17 protein-coding genes and 1 other RNA gene are annotated in these 24,225 nt (G+C 42.7%); 7 read left to right on the top strand and 11 right to left on the bottom strand.

Features of this window, described 5'->3' with window-relative positions:
- Window positions 1-12: 12 nt before the first annotated feature.
- The 3 genes from BWD47_RS15540 to BWD47_RS15525 form a co-directional block, all read right to left on the bottom strand.
- Window positions 13-2,961: a SusC/RagA family TonB-linked outer membrane protein gene (locus tag BWD47_RS15540; RefSeq protein ID WP_075594269.1), complete on the bottom strand. Its 2,949-nt coding sequence runs from the start codon at window positions 2,959-2,961 to the stop codon at window positions 13-15.
- Window positions 2,962-3,576: 615 nt separating this feature from the next.
- Window positions 3,577-3,673: signal recognition particle sRNA small type (gene ffs / locus BWD47_RS15530), an RNA gene on the bottom strand.
- Window positions 3,674-3,809: 136 nt separating this feature from the next.
- Window positions 3,810-4,673: a DUF3014 domain-containing protein gene (locus BWD47_RS15525; protein WP_075594267.1), complete on the bottom strand. Its 864-nt coding sequence runs from the start codon at window positions 4,671-4,673 to the stop codon at window positions 3,810-3,812.
- A 139-nt stretch (window positions 4,674-4,812) separates the two neighbouring features.
- Here BWD47_RS15525 and BWD47_RS15520 point away from each other — a divergent pair, with 139 nt between their 5' ends.
- Complete coding sequence (locus BWD47_RS15520) at window positions 4,813-5,958, top strand: patatin-like phospholipase family protein (RefSeq protein WP_036971648.1); 1,146 nt, start codon at window positions 4,813-4,815, stop codon at window positions 5,956-5,958.
- A gap of 8 nt (window positions 5,959-5,966) precedes the next feature.
- Here the strand turns inward: BWD47_RS15520 and BWD47_RS15515 are convergent, their stop codons facing one another.
- A complete protein-coding gene (locus BWD47_RS15515; protein WP_074988616.1) occupies window positions 5,967-7,940 on the bottom strand; it encodes a monovalent cation:proton antiporter family protein in 1,974 nt (657 codons plus the stop codon).
- A 139-nt stretch (window positions 7,941-8,079) separates the two neighbouring features.
- Between BWD47_RS15515 and BWD47_RS15510 the strand changes: the two genes are divergently transcribed.
- The gene (locus BWD47_RS15510; RefSeq protein WP_036969691.1) at window positions 8,080-8,976 is read left to right on the top strand and encodes a GGDEF domain-containing protein; all 897 of its coding nucleotides are present in this window, start codon (window positions 8,080-8,082) and stop codon (window positions 8,974-8,976) included.
- A gap of 51 nt (window positions 8,977-9,027) precedes the next feature.
- Here the strand turns inward: BWD47_RS15510 and BWD47_RS15505 are convergent, their stop codons facing one another.
- From BWD47_RS15505 to lpxB, 6 genes are all read right to left on the bottom strand, one after another.
- On the bottom strand, window positions 9,028-9,384 hold the full coding sequence (locus BWD47_RS15505; RefSeq protein WP_036969693.1) for a hypothetical protein: 357 nt from the start codon (window positions 9,382-9,384) through the stop codon (window positions 9,028-9,030).
- The gene (gene tilS, locus BWD47_RS15500) at window positions 9,377-10,687 is read right to left on the bottom strand and encodes a tRNA lysidine(34) synthetase TilS (RefSeq protein WP_074988617.1); all 1,311 of its coding nucleotides are present in this window, start codon (window positions 10,685-10,687) and stop codon (window positions 9,377-9,379) included. The genes BWD47_RS15505 and tilS overlap by 8 nt, the downstream gene beginning before the upstream one ends.
- 81 nt (window positions 10,688-10,768) lie before the next feature.
- Entirely contained in the window at window positions 10,769-11,725 is a 957-nt protein-coding gene (gene accA / locus BWD47_RS15495; protein WP_036969697.1) for an acetyl-CoA carboxylase carboxyl transferase subunit alpha, read from the bottom strand.
- Window positions 11,726-11,741: 16 nt separating this feature from the next.
- Window positions 11,742-15,233, bottom strand: coding sequence for a DNA polymerase III subunit alpha (gene dnaE / locus BWD47_RS15490; RefSeq protein ID WP_074988618.1), 3,492 nt, complete (start codon window positions 15,231-15,233; stop codon window positions 11,742-11,744).
- On the bottom strand, window positions 15,233-15,838 hold the full coding sequence (rnhB, locus tag BWD47_RS15485; RefSeq protein ID WP_075594266.1) for a ribonuclease HII: 606 nt from the start codon (window positions 15,836-15,838) through the stop codon (window positions 15,233-15,235). Before rnhB ends, dnaE begins: the two co-directional genes overlap by 1 nt.
- Window positions 15,828-16,985 carry a lipid-A-disaccharide synthase gene (lpxB, locus tag BWD47_RS15480; protein WP_036969702.1) on the bottom strand — a complete coding sequence of 386 codons (1,158 nt, stop codon included), beginning with the start codon at window positions 16,983-16,985 and terminating at the stop codon, window positions 15,828-15,830. Before lpxB ends, rnhB begins: the two co-directional genes overlap by 11 nt.
- A 423-nt stretch (window positions 16,986-17,408) precedes the next feature.
- Between lpxB and BWD47_RS15475 the strand changes: the two genes are divergently transcribed.
- The 5 genes from BWD47_RS15475 to cydC are packed head-to-tail and all read left to right on the top strand — an operon-like array spanning window position 17,409 to window position 23,775.
- Window positions 17,409-18,995 (top strand): cytochrome ubiquinol oxidase subunit I, encoded by a 1,587-nt coding sequence (locus tag BWD47_RS15475; protein ID WP_036969704.1) that lies wholly within the window; start codon window positions 17,409-17,411, stop codon window positions 18,993-18,995.
- The gene (gene cydB, locus BWD47_RS15470; protein WP_074988619.1) at window positions 18,992-20,131 is read left to right on the top strand and encodes a cytochrome d ubiquinol oxidase subunit II; all 1,140 of its coding nucleotides are present in this window, start codon (window positions 18,992-18,994) and stop codon (window positions 20,129-20,131) included. The genes BWD47_RS15475 and cydB overlap by 4 nt, the downstream gene beginning before the upstream one ends.
- Window positions 20,132-20,143: 12 nt before the next feature.
- On the top strand, window positions 20,144-20,296 hold the full coding sequence (gene cydX, locus BWD47_RS15465) for a cytochrome bd-I oxidase subunit CydX (protein WP_036969707.1): 153 nt from the start codon (window positions 20,144-20,146) through the stop codon (window positions 20,294-20,296).
- Window positions 20,286-22,046, top strand: coding sequence for a thiol reductant ABC exporter subunit CydD (gene cydD / locus BWD47_RS15460; RefSeq protein WP_075594265.1), 1,761 nt, complete (start codon window positions 20,286-20,288; stop codon window positions 22,044-22,046). The genes cydX and cydD overlap by 11 nt, the downstream gene beginning before the upstream one ends.
- On the top strand, window positions 22,039-23,775 hold the full coding sequence (cydC, locus tag BWD47_RS15455; RefSeq protein WP_075594264.1) for a thiol reductant ABC exporter subunit CydC: 1,737 nt from the start codon (window positions 22,039-22,041) through the stop codon (window positions 23,773-23,775). The genes cydD and cydC overlap by 8 nt, the downstream gene beginning before the upstream one ends.
- On the opposite strand, the gene BWD47_RS15450 is transcribed toward cydC, so the two are convergent.
- A complete protein-coding gene (locus BWD47_RS15450) occupies window positions 23,772-24,146 on the bottom strand; it encodes a septal ring lytic transglycosylase RlpA family protein (protein WP_143474501.1) in 375 nt (124 codons plus the stop codon). The two genes, cydC and BWD47_RS15450, sit on opposite strands and share 4 nt — an antisense overlap.
- Window positions 24,147-24,225: the final 79 nt, after the last annotated feature.

Below are 24,225 nucleotides of genomic sequence, written 5' to 3'. Positions count from 1 at the left end.
TGTTGCCAGTAATTAAAATGAAAGGTTCACGCCAAGTGTGATACGTCTTGGAATAGGGAAATTGCCATCAGGTGTTTCAGGATCCTGACTTAACGTACCTGAAGGCGTAATAGTGATTAAATTACTTCCCTGCAGATATATACGGGCAGAAGATATACCGTATTGGTTTAACCACTGCTCGTCAGGGGTGTAACCAATCGACAGGTTACGCAGCTTTAAATAAGTCCCCTCTTCCCAAAATAAACTTGATTGACGTCCTTCACCGTTATTATCAATAAGCGTGAGAGCGGGTACATTTGAGTCTGTGTTATCGACTGTCCAAGCATTTAGTACACGGTCACCGTAATTTGAACCGATATTTAATGATGTGAAGTCCGTAAACCCTCTCCAACCGTTACGGATTTGACCGCCTTCAACGCCTTGCCAAAACATGTTGAAGTCCCAATTTTTATATTTAAGACTTAAATTAAAGCCGTAGGTATAATCTGGATCTGTATCTGCAAAGAACATTTGGTCATCTTCATCAATGACCCCATTTCCATCAAGGTCTTTCCAACGAACACGGCCTAAACCAGCTCCAGCTTGAGTAGCATGCGCATCTATTTCCGCTTGACTTTGAAATAAGCCATCAGCTACATACCCATAAATAGAGTTAATTGAGTGCCCTAAAATAGTTTTATCCGTTCCATTACCACCAAAAGAATTCACAACATCTTCAGGAAGAGACACCACTTTATTTTTAGCTGATGACACATTAAAACTAACATCAACATCAATATCACCGTCTAAACTGTCAAACGTCAAATAATCTGCATATCCAACGATAAACTCGATACCTGAGTTCTCAATTGTCCCACCATTAACCCATTTTTGGGCACCTTCACCTAGCGTAGCAATCGGATTAGTTAGGGTTAAAATGTCATCGGTTGTTTTCTCAAACCAATCTAGACTTCCGTAGATGGTGTCATACCGCATACCAAAATCGATACCAAAGTTAGTTTGAGTCGATGTCTCCCACTTCAAATCAGGATTACCAGTTTGCGCTTTGACAAACCCAGATGGTAAATTGCCGCCATTTGCACCAGTTATATCGTACGCAGTACCTTCATCTTGGCGGTCTGTAAATAAAGATTGAGTTGCATAGCGACTTAAATAGGTTGTATATGTCGCATCTGTAGGGATTTCTTGATTACCTGTTTTACCCCAACTGGCACGAAACTTAAGTGTTGATAAAAACTCTAAATCATAAAATGATTCATTGCTTACCACCCAACCTGCTGAAATAGCAGGGAAATTACCATACCGATTATTACTACCGAAGCGAGAAGAGCCATCTCTACGAATAGTCAATCCAGCAAGATATCGATTATCGTAGTTATAATCCAATCGTGCAAAATATGAATTTAAAGACCATTTATCACCATCACCCTCAACACGCACATCACCTGTTGCTTGGGATAAATGAGCATAGTTTCGTTCATCTGAAGCAAAACCAGAGCCAAAACCAACTACACCCTCATACTCATAATCTATTTGTTCAGTACCTGCTAGCACCGTAAATTGGTGTAGGTCATTAATATCGAACTTATATTCAGCCGTATTAGTCCAAGTAATACTTCTATTCCAATTATCTGTAACAGATAACTGATCACCAAAATTTAAAGAGCCGGCCTGAAATGCACGCGTGAAGTTTCTAAAATAATACTGGCCATAATCGATGCCTAATGAGCTTTTCAAAGTTAGATCTTCGACCGGCTCATACTCTACAAAGATATTACCCATCACTTTATTAAAGCGACTGACATTATCTCGATTCATTTCAATAATGCGAACGGGATTATCACGATCCGTTACACCTGGAACAGGACCACCCCAACCGCCTTCATCGTTATAAACTGGTACTATTGATTGTTGCTCAATAGCTAAGCCCAAGATTTGTCCCGCCAATGTGTTAACTAAATTTGATTCCTGATTGGTGATTGTGAAGTTTTCACCTATTCTTAGCTTATCAGTGACTTGAAATTCTGAATTTACACGAAAATTAATACGTTCGAACTCAGAGCCATCTACAACACCTTCAGAATTGAAGTAACCTAATGAGCTATATACAGACGCACGATCTGACCCACCAGATAAGGAAAAGTTAATATCCGTAACCTTTGCCGAACGAGTTACCTCGTTGAACCAATTTGTATCTGCAGGACGCTGGACTTGATTGGGATCGGTATATGTTGGAAGAGAAATGCCATTTAATTGTGGATTATTAAAATCACCGTTCCAATCAAAGCTATATAGCGGGCTTGCGGCATTTGGATCAGAGCCATCATTTACTGCTGCTCTCCACACTGCTTCACCACGCTGCTGAGTATTTAAAGGATTTAAATCATAGTCAAAATCATCGTATGACTGATTGAATGAGAAATCAAAATTCAGTCCTTCTTGGCCTTTTTTTGTTGTAATAACGATGACACCATTGCCCGATCTCGCGCCAAAAATACTAGCCGCTGCAGCATCTCTTAAAACCTGAATATCGGCAATATCATGCGAATTCAATTCATGCATTCCCGATTTAGTTGGAATACCATCTACTACGTATAAAGGGTCATTATTACCAAGCGGGCCTAGTCCTTGACCTCGAATTCTAACTGTCGCCGTCGATTCGGGAGAACCATTGGTTGTTATTTGAAGACCTGGAACTCGACCCTGAAGGTTTTGCATGATGTTACCAGCTGGTAAATCAGCAACATCTTCAAGTTCCACAGTACTTACAGCACCTGTAAGATCTTCTTTTTTGACGCTACCGTAACCGTAAGAAACTTCGATTACTTCAATGCCGCTACTTTTTTTTGCTACATCTTCTTGGGCTTCTTCAGCCGCTATTGTCACTTTAGGTAATAATATTGAACCGAACAAAAGTGCCTGAATACATAGCGCGAGCTGACTTTTATGGTATCTCCGCATGGTGTGTCCTCGTTATAGATGAAAGGCTCCTGCAAATAAACAACGTTGTCTTTTTGTTTTATTTTAAAGCCCAGCTTATTAGCTAGGCTTATTGCAGTCACAATGTGTAATGTTAATTATTATGTTGAAAACGATTTAAACAACGTTGTCTTTATAGCTAAAAAAATTACGTTGATCAACATTTTTTTTACACTCTTAATTGAAAGAAATATGTTTAAGTTGGCTGACAAAACAGTGCACATTGAGTAAAAAAGTCTCGAAGATCAGCTTTCTATTTATATAATAGATTGATTTAAATATATTTTTAAAAATATCATGATGAGTGATACACACTAGCGGGCAACAGTGGAGTTTGAGAGTTGGGCTTCAATTTCGGGTGTTGATAACGAAAACTCATAATTAAAAAACGTATCAAACTCTAAAAGTGATTCAACTAAACAGCTAGATTTATTTTTTGTTTATAACTACTGGAGGATTTAACAGGCGGTGTTTATTTTTTCTGTACATGTGAATGAGTTATTTAGTACTTAGTTAGGTACAAAGCCATGTCACTTTATACTTTCAATTTATGTCATCTTTTATTAAAACGACACCCAAGAAGAATTTGGGTGGCAGTCTTACCAGCCACATCTCGGCACACACGTCACACGCTGTGGCTGCTCCCTTCCGGGCCTGACCAGGTTCACCTGCTAGTGTTGCGAGAGGACCAATAAGACTACCATTGAGGGCCTTGTTTGGCGCGGGAGGGATTATCTCTACTTTTGGCTCGTTATTCAAGGGGTATTCGAAAAAGAAAGTGCGATTGCATACTTGGTATACAATCGCACTGTATTTAGGGGCTTTTATGCTTACTTTTCAAGTTCAGCTTTTATGTTACGCAATGCTGCTTTTACTTTTTTCATATTTTCTGGGCCCATACGCAATAATTGTTTTTGCGCATCGGGTAAGTTTTCCCATTCTGAATAAGCATATTGATAAGTCACTGAGTTACGCACTAACGGCATATCACCTTTGGGTTCTGGGGTATCGAGTAGTACATCAATCGCTTCTTCAAGTGTTTGCGTGAAGGCATCACCTTGATAACCAATTTCTGCGTATGCTTCATTAATAAGCGGTTTGTATTCGTCATAAATACGAATCGCTTGTGCAGCACTTAAGCTGGTAAATAATTTTACATACGGGGTGTAACGCTCATAACTATTTGGGTCAATCGTTAAAATATCCCCTTCGATAACCATGAATGACTCTTTAGGGCGCTCAACGGGCGCATGGCTCAATGCAACTTTGCCTTTGGCTAGGTTATCAACATAAACCACACCACGGCGAATAAGATCATCGGTCACCATTAAACTCATGACTTGATCTGTTAATAATTCATCCATACGAGCCACCACGACCTCATCACTGTCGTTTAATGTAGGCAAAGGCTTAACCTCTGGCTCAGGTTCAACAGCTCGTTGCTCTGGGCGTTCAACCGCAACAGGCTCTGGGGTTGGCTCTGTTACTACGGGTTCTGGCGCTGGCTCGTTATATTCAGCCATTGGCGTTTCTTCGATAACAACGTCTTCGACTACTTGCGTCGGTTTGTCGTCTGGCTGTAAAAAAATAAACGCCGCAACACAGGCTACAATAATAACAATAACAACTGCAAAAATGAGGTTGTTATTCCCAGGACGCTTTTCTAATTCGGTATCTGACGAATGCTCTGACATACACACTCCCTTAATATAAAAAACAGACAAAAAAACACGACAAAATTAATATTACCAGTAAGGTAAACTTTGCTTCTTCTAGCTTAAAGACTTACAGTTGATAAATAAAGTAAAGACGCACAACGATTTAAATGCAACCATGAGCAGTAAGTTAAAAAAAACACAACACTCAAAAATCGCTTTATTATTAACAGGTGGTGGTGCCCGAGCGGCTTATCAAGTGGGTGTGCTTAAAGCCATCACACAAAGTATGCCTCGTACTGCGCCTTTACCTTTTACCATTATTAATGGGACATCAGCCGGCGCAATTAATTCCGCTGCGCTTGCCTGTTATGCTTCTTGTGCTCACTTAGCAAGTAAAAAGCTTGAATGGGTATGGCGCAACTTTTCCACCTCGCAAGTTTATAAAAGTGATTTTTTAAGTGTATTTTCACACCTCACTCGCAATATTTTAACGAGCTTTCAGTCTGAACATATTAACCACCCACCCGCAAGCTTGTTAAATAATCAACCGTTAAGAAAGCTGCTTAACGAGATACTCGATTTAGCACGCATTGAGCGTAATCTTCACAAAAACTACCTTGATGCGGTATCAATCACAGCCTCTAGTTATACAACGGGTGACTCTGTGGCGTTTTTTCAGTCGTTAACCCAACAGCCTTGGCAGCGAGCCAAACGCGAGGGACAAGCGACCCGCATTAATGTTGAACACTTAATGGCATCCAGTGCCATTCCAATGGTGTTTCCAAGTGTTAATGTGTACAACCATTACTTTGGCGATGGTTCAATTCACCAATTGTCGCCGTTAAGTCCTTCTGTGCATTTAGGGGCTGAAAAAATATTTATTATTGGTGTCGATGCACCCAAAGAGTTGCACCCACCTGGTTATCAACCCCACTATCCGGGGCTGTCTAATATTGCAGGTCACCTGTTAGATAGTGTTTTTACCGACACATTGCAGTCTGATTTAGAACGTTTACAGCGTATTAATCGTACGCTTGGGTTATTACCAGCGCGTGACAAGCACCAAGAACTGAAACAAATTGAAACCTGTATTATCAATCCATCGCAAAACTTTAATATGATTGCTGCGCAGTATTACGATGATATGCCATTAGCAATTAAAGTGTTGTTGCGCATGATCGGGGTGAAAAAACGTTCTCAATCCAGTTTAACGAGTTACTTGTTATTCGAAAAACGCTACACCCAAAAATTGATCGAGATTGGTTATCAAGATGGGCTTAAAAAACTGCCCGAAATACGGAAATTTTTAGAATTAGAGTAACTGACCCGTTACTCTAATCCATCAAGTAAAAAGCGTTCAACGCGCTCTACCCTGCGTGGTTTGCCTTGCAATACCAAAATATCACCGGCGAGCAAAACCGTTTGCTCAGAGGGCGATTCTATTTCACGGTCTTGACGACGTAATGCACGAACTGATACTCGGCGCTGCTCAAGCTTAAGTTCGCTTATCATGTGATTCACAGCGAATGCGTGTTCAGGTAAAGCGATAACATGTAAGTACTCTAATCGGTCTGAGCTGCTTTCTTCGCTGTCGAGCTTATCACCGGTAAAAAATCCATTTAAAAACTGATAACGATTACGGCGCTCTTTGCTCACTCTGCGAATAATACGGGTCATTGGTACACCCGACATATACAGTACGTGTGATACAAGCATTAAACTTGCTTCAAGGGTTTCTGGTACTACTTCTGTGACACCTAACTCTTTTAGGGTTTCGAGCTGTGAGTCGTCACGCATACGTACGAGTATCTTAACGGTGGGTGCAATTTGTTTTATCGCATCTACCACGACTTGCGTCTGCTCAAAGTCTGTAAACGTTATGATCACTAAACGAGCGCGTTCAACCCCTGCAGATTTTAAAATATCTTTTTGTTTTACATGACCAAATATAATTGGCTCACCTGCGGCTTTTGCTTCTTGCAATAAAATGGGATTGCTTTCTATTGCAACGTAATCAATGGCTTCGGGCTTTAAAAAGCGAGCGATTGTTTGCCCTACCCGCGAGAACCCACATATAACAACATGGTTATGATACAAGGGGCTGCTATTAGCTGGCTGTTGCCAATACTGCCCTGGCTGAGAAAGCAAACCCAAACGCTTTAGTAAAACAGGTGTTTTTTCAATAAGGTAAGGGGTCAGTGCCATAGACAACACGCCTACCGCAATTAAAAATGAGGCTTGCTCTGAGCTTATCAATAAATGCTGTGAAGCGAGTGCAATCAACACAAAGCCAAATTCGCCCATTTGCCACAGCATAATACCTGCTGCAACGGCATCTTGCTTTCGCTCGCCTATAAGCTGTGCAGAAATAGCCAGAACCGCAATTTTAAAAAATAATAAACCGACTAATACCGCAATAATCCAATACCAACTTTGCAGCACATACAAAATATCTAATTGCATTCCTACGGTAACAAAAAACAGCCCCATTAAAATATCGCGAAACGGTCTAATATCGGCTTCTAATTGGTGACGGTACTGGCTTTCACCGAGCATCATACCGGCCAAAAACGCTCCCAGCGCCATAGAAAGACCAAACAAATACGTTAAACCGGCTGCAAACAATGCCACTAACAATGTGGTGAGCACAAAGAGCTCGTCGGTTCTAACAAGCGCTATTTCTCTAAAGACTTTAGGCAGTACCCACTTGCCTATTGCCCATAACAAAATACACACAAAAGCACCTTTGGTTAATGCAAAGGCAAGTGCGCCAACAATTTCATCAGAGCCACTTTGAGCAAGTAAGGGGTAAATAATTAGTAAGGGCACGACAGCAATATCTTGAAACAACAACACGCCAATTGCTAACTGGCCACGCCGCTGATTTAACTCACCTGATTCTTTGAGTAACTTCACGACCACTGCCGTTGATGATAAAGCCATTAAGCTCGCAATCGTAAAGCTATTAAGTAAGCTGTACTCAAGTAACAGTAAAATCAACATGAACACTAGGCTTGTGATCACCACTTGCAATGACCCTAAGCCAAATACAATATTGCGCATTGCCATTAAGCGCGGCACTGAAAACTCAAGCCCTAAACTAAACAGTAAAAAAACAATGCCTAGCTCAGCTACAAAGTGCATTTCGTGGCTTTGTGCCATCCAGCCAATACCATGACTCCCCGCTAATAAACCCGTTGCAAGGTACGCCAGAATAGGAGGTAAGCCAATTCGCTTGAAAAACCAAACAAAAATGACCGCAGCTACGAGTAACCCAAAGGCTTGAATCAGCACATTTTGCAAGCAATTACCTCCTTCTACTTAATGATAAAGCCGAACCCTCGTTTAAATATAGCAACCATATGTTTTTCAGCCAGTTTAAAAAAGTGGCACAAATTTCGCTTTATTAAGGAGTATCTAACACTCCGGGGGGAGAACAATCATGGAAAATGTCCATATTTTGACGCAGCGAGTGACTGCAAGAGGCGACTTTATGCCGTTTTCGGCAGAACGTTACCGAATAAGTGAACAGCACAATACACATGACTTAGTGACAAAATTACAAACAACCCTGTCTATTGAGGGGATTTTGACTATTTTTGCCGAGCATGCAAAACAGCTCATCAATTTGTCTGGGTTGCAGTTTCAATCAGCTTTGGGTGTGTCTGAAAGTGTCGACAGCGATACCACGCACACTCCCTACTCGTTTGATTTAGATTTAGAAAGTGAGCGTTTAGGTCAGCTAATTTATTTTAGCCAATTTCCTATGGGGCAAGCTATCGAAACCAAACTACAGCAATTACATGCTGCGCTTGTTTACCCGCTTCGTAATGCAATTATGTACACACGTGTATTACGCTTGGCAACAAAAGATGCGCTAACGGGGTTAAATAACCGTAGTCAATTTAATGACAGCTTGGCACAAAGACTAGAGCGTTGTCGCCGTCAGCATCGTCCATTTAGCTTAATGTTGCTCGATTTAGACAACTTTAAACAAGTGAACGACAATTTCGGTCATAAAATTGGCGACGACGTACTACAAGAATTTGCTAACGTTTTACGTAACTGTGTACGAGGCACAGATTCAATTTTTCGCTTTGGTGGCGATGAATTTGCGCTGTTAATTGACGACCCTGAATTTACCACTAACAAAGTCATCGCAGATCGCGTTATGCGTTTAGTCTCGCAATCAAGCATAATGGCCCAATACGCTGTAACATCGAGCATAGGGTTTACGCTTGCGAATAACCAAGACTGCGAAAATGAAGTGTTTGCCCGCGCAGATAAAGGCCTATACCGTGCTAAAGCCGCGGGTAGAAACTGCGCAAAAGCGTACTAAAAGTCACATTTTTAAAGCGCAAAACAATTCGCAAATATCGTTACGAAAAGCCTAGCTTCCCCCGCTAGGCTTTTTTGTAGCCAATTTATAACCGAGTAATACCAACCAAAAACCTGCAAAAAAACCGCTCAGTAAATAAAGTAAAGCAGCCATTGTCGTTAGTGGCGACACAACCACGAGGGCGAGGGGTGTTAACACCCCTAAAATAAAAAACACGCCGCCTTTGCCTGACCAATACCCTAACAGCAATAACGAGCACGCAACGCCCCCCGCTAGCGCATAAAACAAGGTACTCATTTCAAGCTCAGCAAACGAAAAACCGGCAATAACCGCAACTATAATCGACACAATAAAACCCAGCGGTGCTTTATTAACTAGCGATAAACCAACATGAGCCTGTTCACTCATTTTCACTCTCCCAAAAAATGCCTTCATCTGAACTGTGCGTAGCACTGATAAAATAGCCAACCACTTGAACAAGCTGATCATTATAAAAAATAAGCGGCACTTGTGCACGAACCCAAGGAGCGACCTTCGCATCTTTAAACCAATGTTTGAGCGTATTTGACCCCGGCTTTTTAAGTGGCTTTATGCGCGCTTGCGGGCAATTAAACACCACTTTCACCTGCTCATCAGCCGTTGGCAATCGAATTCCTTTACCTGTTTTAAATCTTAAAGTTCGGCCATCCGATAAGGTTACGGTTTCAAGATTTATATCACATGATTTGGGTATTGGCTGTTCTGTAACGAAATACCAGTAATGTTGATGGCGACGAACTTGTCCGCTCGCTAAACAGATTTTTAATTGGGCATCGGCCTGTGCGTTTAAGCCCTGTTCAATAATTTGCTTAAGCTGATTTTCAGAGGGCATTTGATGTGTAAATTGCTTGAGCCACGCGCGCACAAGGTTTGCTTTACGCGTATCAGAAAAACCTTTAACCGCACAACAGCTTAAACCGCCGTGTTTATTTTGACAGTGCGCAAGGTCTGTTTCTGTGTATTCATCTAACAGTGATTGTTGCTGCTGTAATAAGCGAATACTGCGCGCAGCACTTTTCTCAAAGCCCTGAAAGCGGTCGTTTAAAACGGGGATCACCTGATGACGTAAAAAATTACGGTCAAAGCGCTCGTCGCTGTTTGAGTCATCTGTAATATGTTGAATTCCACGCTGTTCAGCAAATAGCTCTATTTGCTGGCGTGTCACATTAAGCAAGGGTCTAAAGCATACACGCCCAGATGACAACACTCTTTGCTGCTGCATTGCACTTAACCCTTGCAAGCCTGAGCCACGCTTTAGGCGCAAAAAGAACGTTTCAAGCTGATCATTTAAATGCTGACCTAGTAACAACACGCTGCCTTTTGGACTATGCGTATCGAGCGCATCATAACGTGCGTCTCGGGCTTGCGCCTCGAGGCTGGTTCGTGCTTGTGTTTCAATGTTCACTTTTATTGCTTTAAATGGCACTGCAAGAGAGCTGCATAACGTTTCACAAAATGATTGCCACTGCCCTGCATATTCACTCAAGCCATGATTTACATACACAGCATCCACACTCAGCGCCGTATTTTCACGGTGTAATTCAGCCATTAAATGCAAAAGCACCACAGAGTCGACACCACCAGACAAGGCAACAGTATACGCCTTGTGCCCCTTTGTAATTAGAGGCTCAAGTTCTTTACGAAAATCGGTATAAAGTGGCAAAGTTAACATCGACTGGCACGCTTAAAATAAATTGCGTTGTATTATAAAACAAAAAAAGCCGCAAAAGCGGCTTTTTCATCATTATGCTAATTAGCAATAACCAAACGACATTAAACGTTTGTAACGCTGATCAAGCATTTCATCAAGTGACAAGCCTTGTAAATCAGCTAAATCGCGCTTTAGTTGATTTTTAAGGTTACGCGCCATTGCATCATAGTTACGATGTGCGCCACCCAGTGGCTCTTCAATCACGTTGTTGATTAAATCTAGTTCTTTAACACGTGCAGCTGTTACACCCATTGCTTCTGCAGCGATAGGCGCTTTATCTGCACTCTTCCAAAGGATTGATGCACAACCCTCTGGTGAAATTACTGAGTAAGTGCTGTACTGCAACATGTTTACGCGGTCACCCACGCCTATTGCCAATGCACCACCCGAACCACCTTCACCAATAACAGTACAGATCGTCGGTACTTTTAATGCAGCCATCACTTTAAGATTACGTGCAATCGCTTCTGATTGACCACGTTCTTCTGCACCAACACCTGGGTATGCTCCCGGCGTGTCGATAAATGTCATGATAGGCATTTTGAAACGCTCAGCCATTTCCATTAAACGTAATGCTTTACGGTAGCCTTCTGGTTTTGGCATACCAAAGTTACGTTTGATTTTTTCAGCTGTATCACGCCCTTTTTGCTGACCAATAACCATGACTGGTTGGCCTTCAAAACGCGCAACACCGCCTAAAATAGCGGGATCGTTAGCAAAAGTACGGTCACCTGCTAGTTCGTCAAATTCCGTGAAAATGCGCTCGATGTAATCACGAGTATAAGGACGCAACGGATGACGGGCTAACTGTGAAACCTGCCAAGCACCTAACTCAGAGAAAATTTTCTCTTTCATTTCAGCGCTTTTTTCTTTTAATCGACTGACTTCCTCTTCTAATCCAAGGTCTAATTCGCCAGCGCGGCTTACATTTTGTAACTCTTCAATTTTTGCTTCTAATTCTGCGATTGGAAGCTCAAAATCAAGATAATTGAGGCTCATGCTCTAAACTACCTAATTAATTAAATTCTAGTTCTACATCTTGCGCCGCCATCAGTGATAACTTGTGAATTAAGTCATCACTAGGCGTAACACACCATTCGGTTCCTAACGTAATCTCAGCCAACGCATCAGGACGTTGATAGAATACTTTAATAGGACACGTGCCAAACTTATAAGGTTCAAGCACTTTTTGTAAATTATCGAAGAAGTTCGCCTCGATCTGCACCATATTCAGCGTCATTTTAATCGCTTTTATACGCTTTTCTCGCGCTTGAGCAATGGTGCATATGTCTCTGGCGGTCATTGTAATGCCACCGGAGAAGTTATCAAAGCTGACCTGTCCAGATATTACCAAGATATTGTTAACTTGCAGCATATCTTGGTACATTTCAAACTGTTCTGGGAATAAGCGTACATCAATACGGGCACTCTTGTCATCTAAAGTTACAAGACCCCAACGATTTCCCTTTTTATTTATGAGCGTACGCGCCGCAATGACTAAGCCTGCAGCGGTTGACTGCACGTCGCGATTCGTTGGCTGCAAATCAACCAAACGCCCCGAAGTATAATATTTAAGCTCTTTTCGGTACTGATTAATCGGGTGGCCCGTTAAATACAGCCCTAACGTTTCTTTTTCACCGTCTAACCATTCGTTATCCGTAAGGTCTGGGGCTTTAATAAAGGCTTGTTCAACTTCGTCTGGCTCTGTGGCTAATAAACCAAATAAATCAGCCTGACCAAGCGACTCTGCTTTATGATGCTGGTCTGCCGCTCGCATGGCATCTTTTAAACTAGCTAACAATGTTGCACGACCAGGCTGGGTTTTATCAGGGCCTAACTGATCCAGCGCCCCCGCATAAATAAGTTTTTCTACTACGCGTTTATTTAAACGTTTTAAATCAACGCGAGCGCAAAAATCAAATAAGTCTTTAAACGGGCCGCCTTCTTTACGCGCTTCTAAAATGGCTTCTACTGGGGCTTCACCCACCCCTTTAATCGCACCAATACCGTAAACAATTTGGCCTTTTAAGTTAACCGTAAACTTGTACTCACCCGCATTTACATCAGGCGGTAGCAAGGTTAACTTCATGTTTTCACATTCGTCGACCAAGGTAACAATTTTATCGGTGTTATCCATATCAGCCGACATTACGGCCGCCATAAACTCGGCCGGATAATGCGTTTTCATCCACAGAGTTTGATACGACACCAATGCATAAGCAGCGGAGTGAGATTTGTTAAAGCCGTAACCTGCGAACTTTTCGACCAAGTCGAAGATTTTTATCGCTAGTTCGCCGTCAATACCGTTCTTTTCTGCACCTTCTTCGAAGGTTGAACGCTGCTTGGCCATTTCTTCAGGTTTTTTCTTACCCATTGCACGGCGAAGCATGTCTGCGCCACCAAGGGTATACCCTGCCAATACCTGCGCAATCTGCATTACCTGCTCTTGATACAGGATGATGCCGTAGGTCGGCTCTAATATTGGCTGTAAGCTTTCATGTTGCCACTGTACATCGGGGTACGATATTTCTTCACGCCCATGCTTACGGTCGATAAAGTTATCTACCATGCCTGATTGCAGTGGACCCGGTCGGAATAATGCCACGAGTGCAATCATATCCTCAAAGCAGTCAGGTTTTAGACGACGAATAAGGTCTTTCATGCCGCGCGATTCTAGCTGGAAAACCGCGGTCGTCTCAGCGCGGAGCAATAAGTCAATGCTGGGTTTATCATCAAGCGGGATAGCATTGATATCAACGGGGTCTTTACCTTCGCGCGCTAAACGCTCGTTGGTCATGTCGAGCGCCCATTGCAAGATGGTTAATGTTCTTAAACCTAAGAAGTCGAACTTAACCAAGCCTGCGGTTTCAACGTCATTCTTGTCAAATTGAGTTACCGGGAACTTGCCTTCATCGTCGCAATAAAGTGCAGCAAAATCGGTGATCGTGGTGGGTGAAATTACCACCCCCCCTGCGTGTTTACCGGCATTACGTGTACACCCTTCAAGAATGCGACACATGTCGATAAGCTCTTTTACTTCTTCGTCACCGTCATAGGCTTCTTGTAAACGCGGCTCTACATCAAACGCTTTCGCAAGCGTCATACCGGGGTCGCCAGGGACTAGTTTTGATATGCGATCGACAAACCCATAAGGGTGGCCAAGTACACGCCCGACATCACGAATAACCGCTTTTGCAGCCATGGTCCCAAAGGTGATAATTTGCGATACCGCGTCGCGGCCATACAATGCCGATACGTGATCAATCACTTCATCACGTCTGTCCATGCAGAAGTCAACGTCAAAGTCGGGCATGGATACACGTTCAGGGTTCAAGAAACGTTCGAATAGTAAGTCAAATTCAAGTGGATCTAAGTCGGTAATTTTAAGTGCATATGCAACCAACGAGCCCGCACCCGAACCACGTCCTGGTCCTACTGGAATATTGTTATCCTTACTCCACTGGATGAACTCCATTACGATTAAGAAGTAACCCGGGAACCCCATTTGGTTAATTACATCAAGCTCGATTTGTAAGCGCTCATCGTATTCTACGCGCTTTTCTTTTCGCTCTTCTTCATCGGGGAATAAAAACTGCAATCGCTCTTCAAGACCATCTTTCGATACTTTAACTAAGAATTCATCGATTTTGAGCGAGCCCGTTGGGTAATCGGGTAAGAAATAGGTGCCCAACTGCACGGTTACGTTACAGCGTTTTGCAATTTCAACGGTGTTTTCGAGCGCTTCAGGAATATCACTAAAGAGCTCAGCCATTTGCTCAGCTGTTTTTAGGTATTGCTGATCAGAAAAACGTTTTGGTCGGCGCTTATCTTCAAGGGTGTAACCATCATGAATTGCAACACGAATTTCGTGGGCTTCGAAGTTTTCAGGTTTTAAAAACACCACCTCGTTAGTGGCCACCACGGGCAGTTGTTCTTGGCTTGCTAATTCTACCGCTAAATGAAGGTAATCTTCTTCAAACGGGCGCTCAGTCCGAATAAGCTCAATATAATAATGGTCACTAAAGTGTTGCTTATAGAAACTCACCACCGACTCAATCAGGCCGGCATTGCCTTTAAGTAATGCTTTGCCTAAATCGCCATCTTTTGCGCCTGATAAAATTATGAGGCCATTTTTGAGCCCCACCAGCCATTCACGGTCAATCACGGGACGATGAAAAACATGCCCGCGTTGATACGCTTTAGAGATTAATAACGTGAGGTTTTTATAGCCTTCGTTATCTTTGGCTAAAATAGTTATTCGGCATGGTTCATCTTCGAATTCTGGGCTTCGTAACCAAAAATCAGCCCCCACAATTGGCTTAATTCCAGCGCCATGTGCAGCCCCATAAAAACGCACCAAACCACATAAGTTCATCTGGTCTGTTATGGCCAGCGCTGGCATTTGTAGCTCTTCTGCTTTGGCAACGATTGGTTTTGTTTTTGCGAGGCCATCCACCATTGAAAAATCAGAATGAACACGTAAATGAACAAATTGCGGCGCAGGCATTAGCGTTGCTCTCCTTTTAACGCCAAAATGCGCTGCACAGGTTTAAAGCTTTTGCGATGCTCATTAATAGCACCATACTGTTCTAGTGCAGCAAAATGCGCTTTGGTTGGGTAACCTTTATGTCCTGCGAAGCCGTATTCTGGATAGCGTTTATCGAGTTCAATCATTTCGTCGTCTCGGGCCACTTTCGCAAGAATTGATGCAGCCGAAATCTCTTCCACTAAGCTGTCGCCTTTAACTACCGCTTGCGCAGGTATGGTTAATTGGCTAGGAACGCGATTACCGTCAATAAATACAAACTCAGGTTTTACACTGAGTCCTTCAACCGCACGGCTCATTGCCAGCATAGTGGCATGTAAAATATTAAGCTCGTCAATCTCGCTTGGGCTACAACGACCAATGGCATAACACAGGGCTTTTTCTTTAATTTCTGCAGCTAAAAGTTGGCGTTTTTTATCCGATAATTTTTTTGAGTCGGCTAGTCCCACAATCGGTTTTGTAGGGTCGAGGATCACCGCGGCGGTTACTACGTCACCAACGAGCGGGCCACGTCCTACTTCATCAACACCGGCAATATAATTTACATGTGGTCGATCAATCTGCATTTAGTAACTCCGCGACTGCTGTTGCAGCTTGTTCGTTGGCATTTAACCTAATTTCTTTATGAATCGCTAAAAAGCGTGCTTTTAGTTCACTATTATCTGAATTTAACATAGGTGTGAGTGCATTTGTTAAATTATCAACATTACATTCTGTTTGTAGGTACTCGGGGACAAGCTCTTCATCGGCCAGTAAATTCGGTAGCGAAAAGTACTTGATGTTAAAGGTAAACAGCGTTTTAAATATCCAATAGCTCATTGGCTTTATTTTATACCCTACTACCATTGGCTTTTTATAGAGCATGCCTTCTAATGTCGCGGTCCCTGAGGCAAGTAAAATCGCATCGGCAGCTTGCATAGCAAGATTTGACTGGCCATCGAGTAACTGTAATTTTAAATGAGGGGCTGTTTTTTCTAGAATGTCACAAAACTGAGTTTTTCGTTTTTCGTTAACGAGTGGTACCACTATTTTCAGTGCTGGGTTTTCTGCCTGTAGTTTAGCGGCGGTCTGAATGTAAGTGTCACTCAAAAGACCCACTTCTGAGCCTCGGCTGCCCGGTAAAAGCGCCAATACTTTGTCTGAATCTGATAAACCGAGTGCATTACGCGCTTTGCTCTGATCATGCTCCAGCGCAATATCATCAGCCAGCGTATGACCAACAAATGTGCAAGGCACGTTGTGTTTGTCATAAAATGCTTTTTCGAATGGTAATAAAGCCAACACTAAATTAGTTGCTGCGCTGATTTTATGAATACGCTTTTCACGCCACGCCCAAACAGAGGGGCTCACATATTGAATTGTTTTGATACCCGCTTCTTTTAGCGGCTTTTCAACACGTAAATTAAAGTCTGGCGCATCGATACCAATAAACACATCAGGCGGATTATCTATAAAATGTTGCACGAGCTGTTTGCGAATTTTTAATAAGCGCGGTAAGCGCCCCAACACTTCAACCAGCCCCATTACCGACAACTCATCCATATCGAATAACGTTGTACAACCCGCAGCTTGCATACGCGGCCCTGCAATTCCTTCAAAAATAGCATCTGGGAAACGTACTTTAAGTGCTTTAATGAGCCCTTCACCTAAAATATCACCTGATAACTCACCTGCCACCAAGGCAATACGTAACGGCTTTGTTTGTTCTTTCATTCGTTGATAATTCGCAACTTTCTGCACTAATAAAAATGAGTTTACCGTGTTTTAGCAATCGGATAAATGTCACAGAGTTAATAAATACTAGAAATTAAAATTGCGATTAAAAGTTGCTCTAAAAGCCGTTTATAAAATAGATAAAAACAATGCCAGCACAGGGGGCTACTCACTTTTGAGTAAGTCAAAGGGGTTGAATTAGTAATTAATTACTTTCTTAAACTATAGATTAATCATTTGAAATATTTAGTTTTTATCTCTAATCTGTAGAATTAACGAACAATCGCTATCATATTAATTTCCTATTTTCTATTGACTAAAATAGATACAAGGTTAATATTCACGAAGTTTCAGTAATTACTGAAACTTTGAAAGCTATTTTTTTTGTCGTGTCTACCGCACCCTTTAATAAGGAGCTAAACAATGATAGATGAAACATTTGTGGATCTATCGCGATTGCAATTTGCAATTACTGCCCTCTTTCACTTTCTATTTGTACCACTCACTATAGGTATGACGTGGATTTTGGTGATCATGGAATCCGTTTATGTGATGACAGGTCGTGAAATTTACCGTGATATGACTAAATTTTGGGGTAAGTTGTTTGGTATAAACTTTGCGATTGGTGTGGCTACTGGTCTCACTATGGAGTTTGAGTTTGGTACTAACTGGTCTTATTACTCTCACTATGTGGGTGATATTTTTGGCGCTCCTCTGGCTATTGAAGGGTTGATGGCGTTCTTTTTAGAATCGACCTTTGTCGGCATGTTTTTCCTTGGTTGGGAGCGACTCACAAAACGCCAACACCTTGCAGCGACTTTTTTAATGGCTTTAGGCACTAACCTTTCGGCATTGTGGATTTTGATTGCCAATGGTTGGATGCAGAACCCTGTGGGCGCAGAGTTTAACTATCAAACCATGCGCATGGAAATGACCAGCTTTGCGGAGCTAGTATTCAACCCCGTCGCACAGGTTAAATTTATTCATACGGTGTCTGCCGGTTATGTCGCGGCTTCAATGTTCGTACTCGGCATCAGTAGTTGGTACATACTCAAAGGTCGTGATTTGGCCTTTGCGAAACGTTCATTCTCTGTTGCATCAGGTTTTGGCCTTGCCTCTATTTTATGCGTTATTTTACTAGGAGATGAGTCTGGTTATGAAGTAGGCGAAGTACAAAAAGTTAAACTGGCTACAATCGAGGCTGAATGGCACACAGAAGAAGCGCCCGCAGCATTTACACTGGTAGGTATTCCTGACTCTGAACAGCAAGTCACCCATGCTGCGGTTAAAATACCTTATGCGTTGGGCATTATTGCGACACGTTCGATTGATGAACAAGTCACGGGTATCAAAGATTTAGAAAAACAACACGAAACACGTATTCGTAACGGTATGCAAGCATACGAGTATCTCGAAAAATTGCGTGGTGGTGATGACTCCGCCGAGAACATTGCCAAGTTCGATACACTGAAAGCTGACCTCGGTTATGGTCTGTTGCTTAAACGCTACACTCCTAATGTGGTTGATGCCACAGAAGCGCAAATTCAGAAAGCGGTGAAAGACTCATTTCCGAAAGTGGGGCCCATGTTTTGGTCATTTAGGATAATGGTTGGCTGCGGTGTGATTATGTTAGGGGTCTTTGTACTGGCCTTTTACTATAACGCCAAACGCGTTATAGAGCATAAGCGTTGGTTACTCTGGGCCGCCGTGTGGAGTATTCCATTACCTTGGATTGCTATTGAGTTCGGTTGGATTGTTGCTGAATATGGACGTCAACCATGGGCTATTTCAGAAATATTACCCACATTTTTAGCAACCTCCTCGTTAACTGTAAATGATTTGCTGATCAGCATTACGGGCTTTATTGTATTTTACACCGGTCTAGCAACCGTTGAAGGTTGGTTGATGCTGCGCTTTGTTAAACAAGGGCCTAGCTCTTTGCACACAGGTAAATATCATCACGAACTCATTAAAGAAGACTCGCTAGCAGGCCAAGGAGTACAGTCATGATCTTTGATTACGAAACACTAAAATTAATCTGGTGGGTATTAATCGGTGTGCTCCTGATTGGCTTTGCTGTTACCGATGGCATGGATATGGGGGTGGCTATTTTGCTCCGCCTTGTTGGCAAAACAGATGTCGAGCGCCGAACCGTTATCAATACCATCGGGGCTCACTGGGATGGTAACCAAGTGTGGTTTATTACCGCTGGGGGTGCATTATTCGCTGCATGGCCTATGGTGTATGCTGCTGCATTCTCAGGCTTTTATTTTGCAATGATGTTGGTCTTATTTGCGCTGTTTTTCAGACCACTTGGGTTTGATTATCGCTCAAAAATTGAGTCAGCTCGTTGGCGAAATAACTGGGATTGGGGCTTGTTTGCAGGCAGTTTTATTCCTGCACTCGTATTTGGGGTTGCTTTTGGTAACTTGCTACAAGGTGTGCCTTATCATATTGACGATTTATTACGTGTAAGCTATCAAGGCTCATTCTTTGCTTTACTTAATCCATTTGCCATCGTTGCTGGCTTAATAAGTGTGCTTATGTTGGTTGGTCATGCGGGTATGTGGCTGCAACTTCGTACCGATGCAGACGTAGCCAAACGCTCAGCACAATATGGCCGATATGCACTTATGGCGTTTATTGTATTGTTTGCCTTAGCAGGTGTTTGGATATCGCAAATTGACGGTTATACAATCGTCAGCATGGGCGACACTCAAGGCTATGCGAACCCACTGGCTAAAACAGTAACGCAGGCACCAGGTGCATGGCTTGATAACTATACAAAAATGCCTCTAACGATGCTTTTCCCAGCGCTAACATTTGTGATGGCGGCACTGGCTATTGTGTTATCTAAATTACAAAAGCCTGCGTTAGCACTTGTTTCATCAAGCATCATGTTGGCTGGAGTTATTTTAACAGCAGGCATGTCAATGTTCCCGTTTATTATGCCTTCAAGCAACAACCCTAATATTAGTCTTACTATGTGGGATGCGGTTTCGAGCCATATGACCCTCAATGTTATGTTTGTTGTTGCCATTATTTTTGTTCCTTTAATTTTAACTTACACGACCTGGTGTTATGTGAAGATGTGGCGAAAAGTCACTATCGCTGAAATCGAAAACAACACTCACGGTAGCTATTAAGGAGATTTAATTATGTGGTATTTTGCCTGGATATTAGGTGTTCTATTAGCCTGTACACTTGGGGTAATTAACGTGATGTGGTACGAATTTCATCAACATAAAGATTCTATCGCTGATGATGAGCTAGAGCTGTACGCGAGACTCAAAAACAACGATGACAACTAAACCCCGACCAAATCGCGCGCAGCAGCAAACGCTGCGCGCTTTTTTAAAGCAGTATAGTCAGTCCGCTTCTGGGCTTCTTAAATTAAGCATTAGTCTGGGCACTTTCAATGCCCTGTTAATGATTGCCTCTTGTTACCTTCTTGCGAACGCGGTTCATCAAGTCATGTTTGAACAAGCAAACTTGCAAGCTGTAAGCCCTTTATTATGGCCTCTTGCGGGGCTAATTTTAGTTCGTGCTTTGTTGGTTGCGCTAAGTGAACGCGTGAGTAACCTTGCCGCGTTAAAAATAAAAAACGTGATGCGAAATACATTGCTAGAAAAGCTCAGCAAACTTGGGCCAGCTTACAGTGAACAAAAAGGTCACGGCGCTACACTTAATACCTTACACAATGGTGTTGAAGCACTGCATCAATATTACGCCAACTATATTCCAAGTGTGGCTTACAGTGCACTTATTCCATTCGCAATATTAGTGGTGATTTTTCCAACCGATTACAAAGCGGGCCTCATTTTCCTATTAACAGCCCCGCTTATCCCATTTTTTATGATTTTAGTGGGCCATAAGGCTGAACAGTTAAACCAAGAGCGTTGGCAACAGCTAGCGGTACTAGGAAATTACTTTTTTGACAGATTACAAGGACTGACTCAACTCAAGCTCTTTAATGCAACCAAGCGTGAGCTAAATAGCATAAGTCAGATTTCTGATGATTACCGTGGTGCGACCATGGGGGTGTTGAAAGTCGCCTTTTTATCATCTTTCGCCCTTGAGTTTTTAGCCACCATTAGTGTTGCCCTTGTTGCCGTTATCATTGGCTTTAGGCTGTTCTTTGGCACCCTCGACTTTGCCACTGGTTTTGTGGTGTTATTACTGGCTCCTGAGTTTTATTTACCGCTTAGGAAAATGGGCACCCACTACCATGCAAAACTTGAAGGTATCAGCGCTGCTGCTGATATGGTCGAGATTATTAATCACAGTGAAGCAGATGATCACACGGGTACTTCCCCTCTCCCATTACCACTTGAAGACATAAAATTAACCGCACTTAGCTATCACTACCCCGAAACAAACGAAGGGGTGACAGATATCAATTTAACACTACCTAACACGGGTTTAATTGCATTTGTTGGCGAAAGTGGCTCAGGGAAAAGTACTTTATTTGACTGCCTATTAGGTTTTCATCATCACGCTAACCACGCCATTAGCATCAACGGGCAACCCTTAAGTGACACAGCTTTAAGTGATTGGCATGCACAGCTTGCATGGATCCCTCAACACGCCACTTTATTTTACCGAAGTGTTGCCGACAACCTGCGTCTAGCCAAACCTGATGCATGCCAAGACGAGCTCATTGAAGCCGCCAGTAAAGCGGGCGCACTTGAATTTATTAACGCTTTACCACATGGCTTTGATACCTTACTGGGTGAGCAAGGTGAAGGCCTCTCCGGTGGGCAAAAACAGCGCATAGCGCTTGCCCGTGCATTTTTAAAAGATGCCCCAGTTCTACTACTCGATGAACCTACAGCACATTTAGACAGCCAAACAGAACAGCTTATCAACCAAGCAATCTGTGAATATGCGAAAAATCATTTAGTCTTGGTCATCGCTCACAGACTTAATACGGTAAAGCACGCTGATACCCTTTACGTAATGCAGCAAGGCAGCATTGTAGAGTCGGGCCGTTATAAACAACTGGTCAACGACGCAGGGCTATTTGCAAAACTGGTAAGTCGAGGTGAAGCCCATGCATAATTTTGTACGCTTACTTAAACTATGCAAACCGCATGCTGGCATGCTGTTACTGGGGGCTTTTTTAGCAAGCTTAACCGTGCTGGCTAATGTGGGTTTACTGGCTATTTCAGGCTGGTTTTTGGCCGCGATGGCTGCCGCTGGCATTGCTGGTGTGCAAATGAACTATTTTACTCCTGCAGGCGTGATCCGCTTTTTAGCGATTGTGCGAACCGCATCGCGTTATGGCGAGCGTATGATTACACATAACGCGACATTTTTATTATTGAGCGAGATTCGCGTAAAAATGTTCGCAACACTGAGTCGCCTCAATAATGTCGATTTAGCAATGAGCCGCAGTGCCGATTTAGTCAATCGATTACAAAACGATGTCGACGCGCTCGATAAGTTTTACTTAAATGTGCTGCTGCCAATCATCGTTGCGCTTTTTACTATCCCAATTGTGCTGGCGTTTATGGCAGCGTATAACGCCGACGTTGCATTGCTATGCTTTATTTCATTAATGGTTATAGGGGTGCTACTCCCGGCTTTACTAAGCCGTAAACTTCATAAAGAAGCGCATGTCGAAACACAACTTAGTGCAGAATTAAGAGCTGAACTTGCCGATACATTAAAAGGGGCAAGAGAGCTTGCTGTATATCAAGCACAAAACGCTCAACTCACGCATTGTGATTCTTTAAGCCAACAATACAATGCTCAGCTTTATAGCCGCCATAAAGCGGTTGCAAACAGCAATGGTTTAAGCACCTTGGTTATTCAACTGACTATGCTGGCAAGTGTGTTTATGATTATTCCATTGGTTTCTCTGGGCACCATGAAAAACGTTGAACTGGCTATGCTGGCGCTATTTGTTCTAGCAAGCTTTGAAACTGTACTCACCCTGCCTACAGCGTTTATAGAATTACCTCTGACCTTAAGCGCCGCAGAGCGCCTGTTCGTACTTGAAGACAATCACAGCAAAGCCAATACACAGCAAAATGAAATAGACAATCAATCAGCGCTCGGTCTTACGTTAAGTAATGTCAGTTATCAATACGCTGGAAGCACACGTAAGGCACTTAATAACATCAACGTGTCTGTCTGTGCTGCAAGCAAGGTTGCGCTGGTTGGTGCCAGTGGCAGTGGTAAAACCACGCTTGTTAATTTACTCACCGGTCTTTGGCCACTGCAATCAGGCTCTTTAAAGCTGACCACAAACGAGCACAGTTTTGAGCTTGAGAGCATGACACCTTCAGCACGCTTTAAACAACTGACAATTGTTGCGCAGCAGCATCATATTTTTGATGGCACTCTGCGTGAAAACCTACTCTATGCAGCGCCTGATGCAACAGATGAAATGCTTATTCAAGCCTGCGAACAAGCAGAACTCAGCTCTTGGCTTAACAATTTAAAGGCCGGGCTCAATACCCGTTTAGGCATAGCAGGTAGAAAGCTGTCGCACGGTCAATCACGCCGTATTGCAATTGCTCAAGCCATATTAAGGCACGGTAATTTAGTCATTCTTGACGAACCGACAGAAAGTTTAGATAACCACACTAAATACCATTTGCTTAATACACTTGAGACAGTTTGGGCAGATAAAACGATGCTCACTATTACCCATGACCCAGCCATGCTTAGCCGGGTTGATAAGGTCATTTGGTTAGAGCAAGGGAAAATAAGAGCAGTGGCCACTCATGCAGAGTTGCTTGCAAACGAAGCTGATTATGTTGAGCTGATCACGCGCTTTTAATCGAGCTGCTCAACGGTAACGTCAATCACACCGTGCTTTAAGGAAGCAATTTCTGAAAACGCCTGCTTAGATAAATCAATAATGCGACCGCGAATAAATGGGCCGCGGTCGTTAATGGTAACAATCACACTTTTGTTGTTGGCAAGGTTCGTCACTTTGACCCGTTTGCCAAACCTAAGTGTTTTATGAGCAGCACTCAAGGCTTGTTGATTAAAAGCCTCCCCGCTTGCTGTCGTTCGACCATGGTACTTGTCAGCGTAATAACTCGCTTTACCTTTTTCTATCGCGCCCTTTGGTACGGAAGGTGCGCTACTACAGCCACTCATTAGCAAGGTCGCTAACACTAAAATAAAGAGTTTGTTCATATTGATTGTCCTTTTTAATCAATAAATTTAGCAAATCATTGCTTAGTAAAACCTGAACTACAAATACAAAAAAGCCACCTGTCGG

The organism is Pseudoalteromonas sp. PAB 2.2 (genome assembly GCF_001938575.1).
GTDB classification, from domain to species: Bacteria; Pseudomonadota; Gammaproteobacteria; order Enterobacterales; family Alteromonadaceae; genus Pseudoalteromonas; species Pseudoalteromonas lipolytica.
The sequence above is the reverse complement of the archived record's forward strand: the minus strand, read 5'-3'. Positions and strand labels throughout refer to the sequence as shown.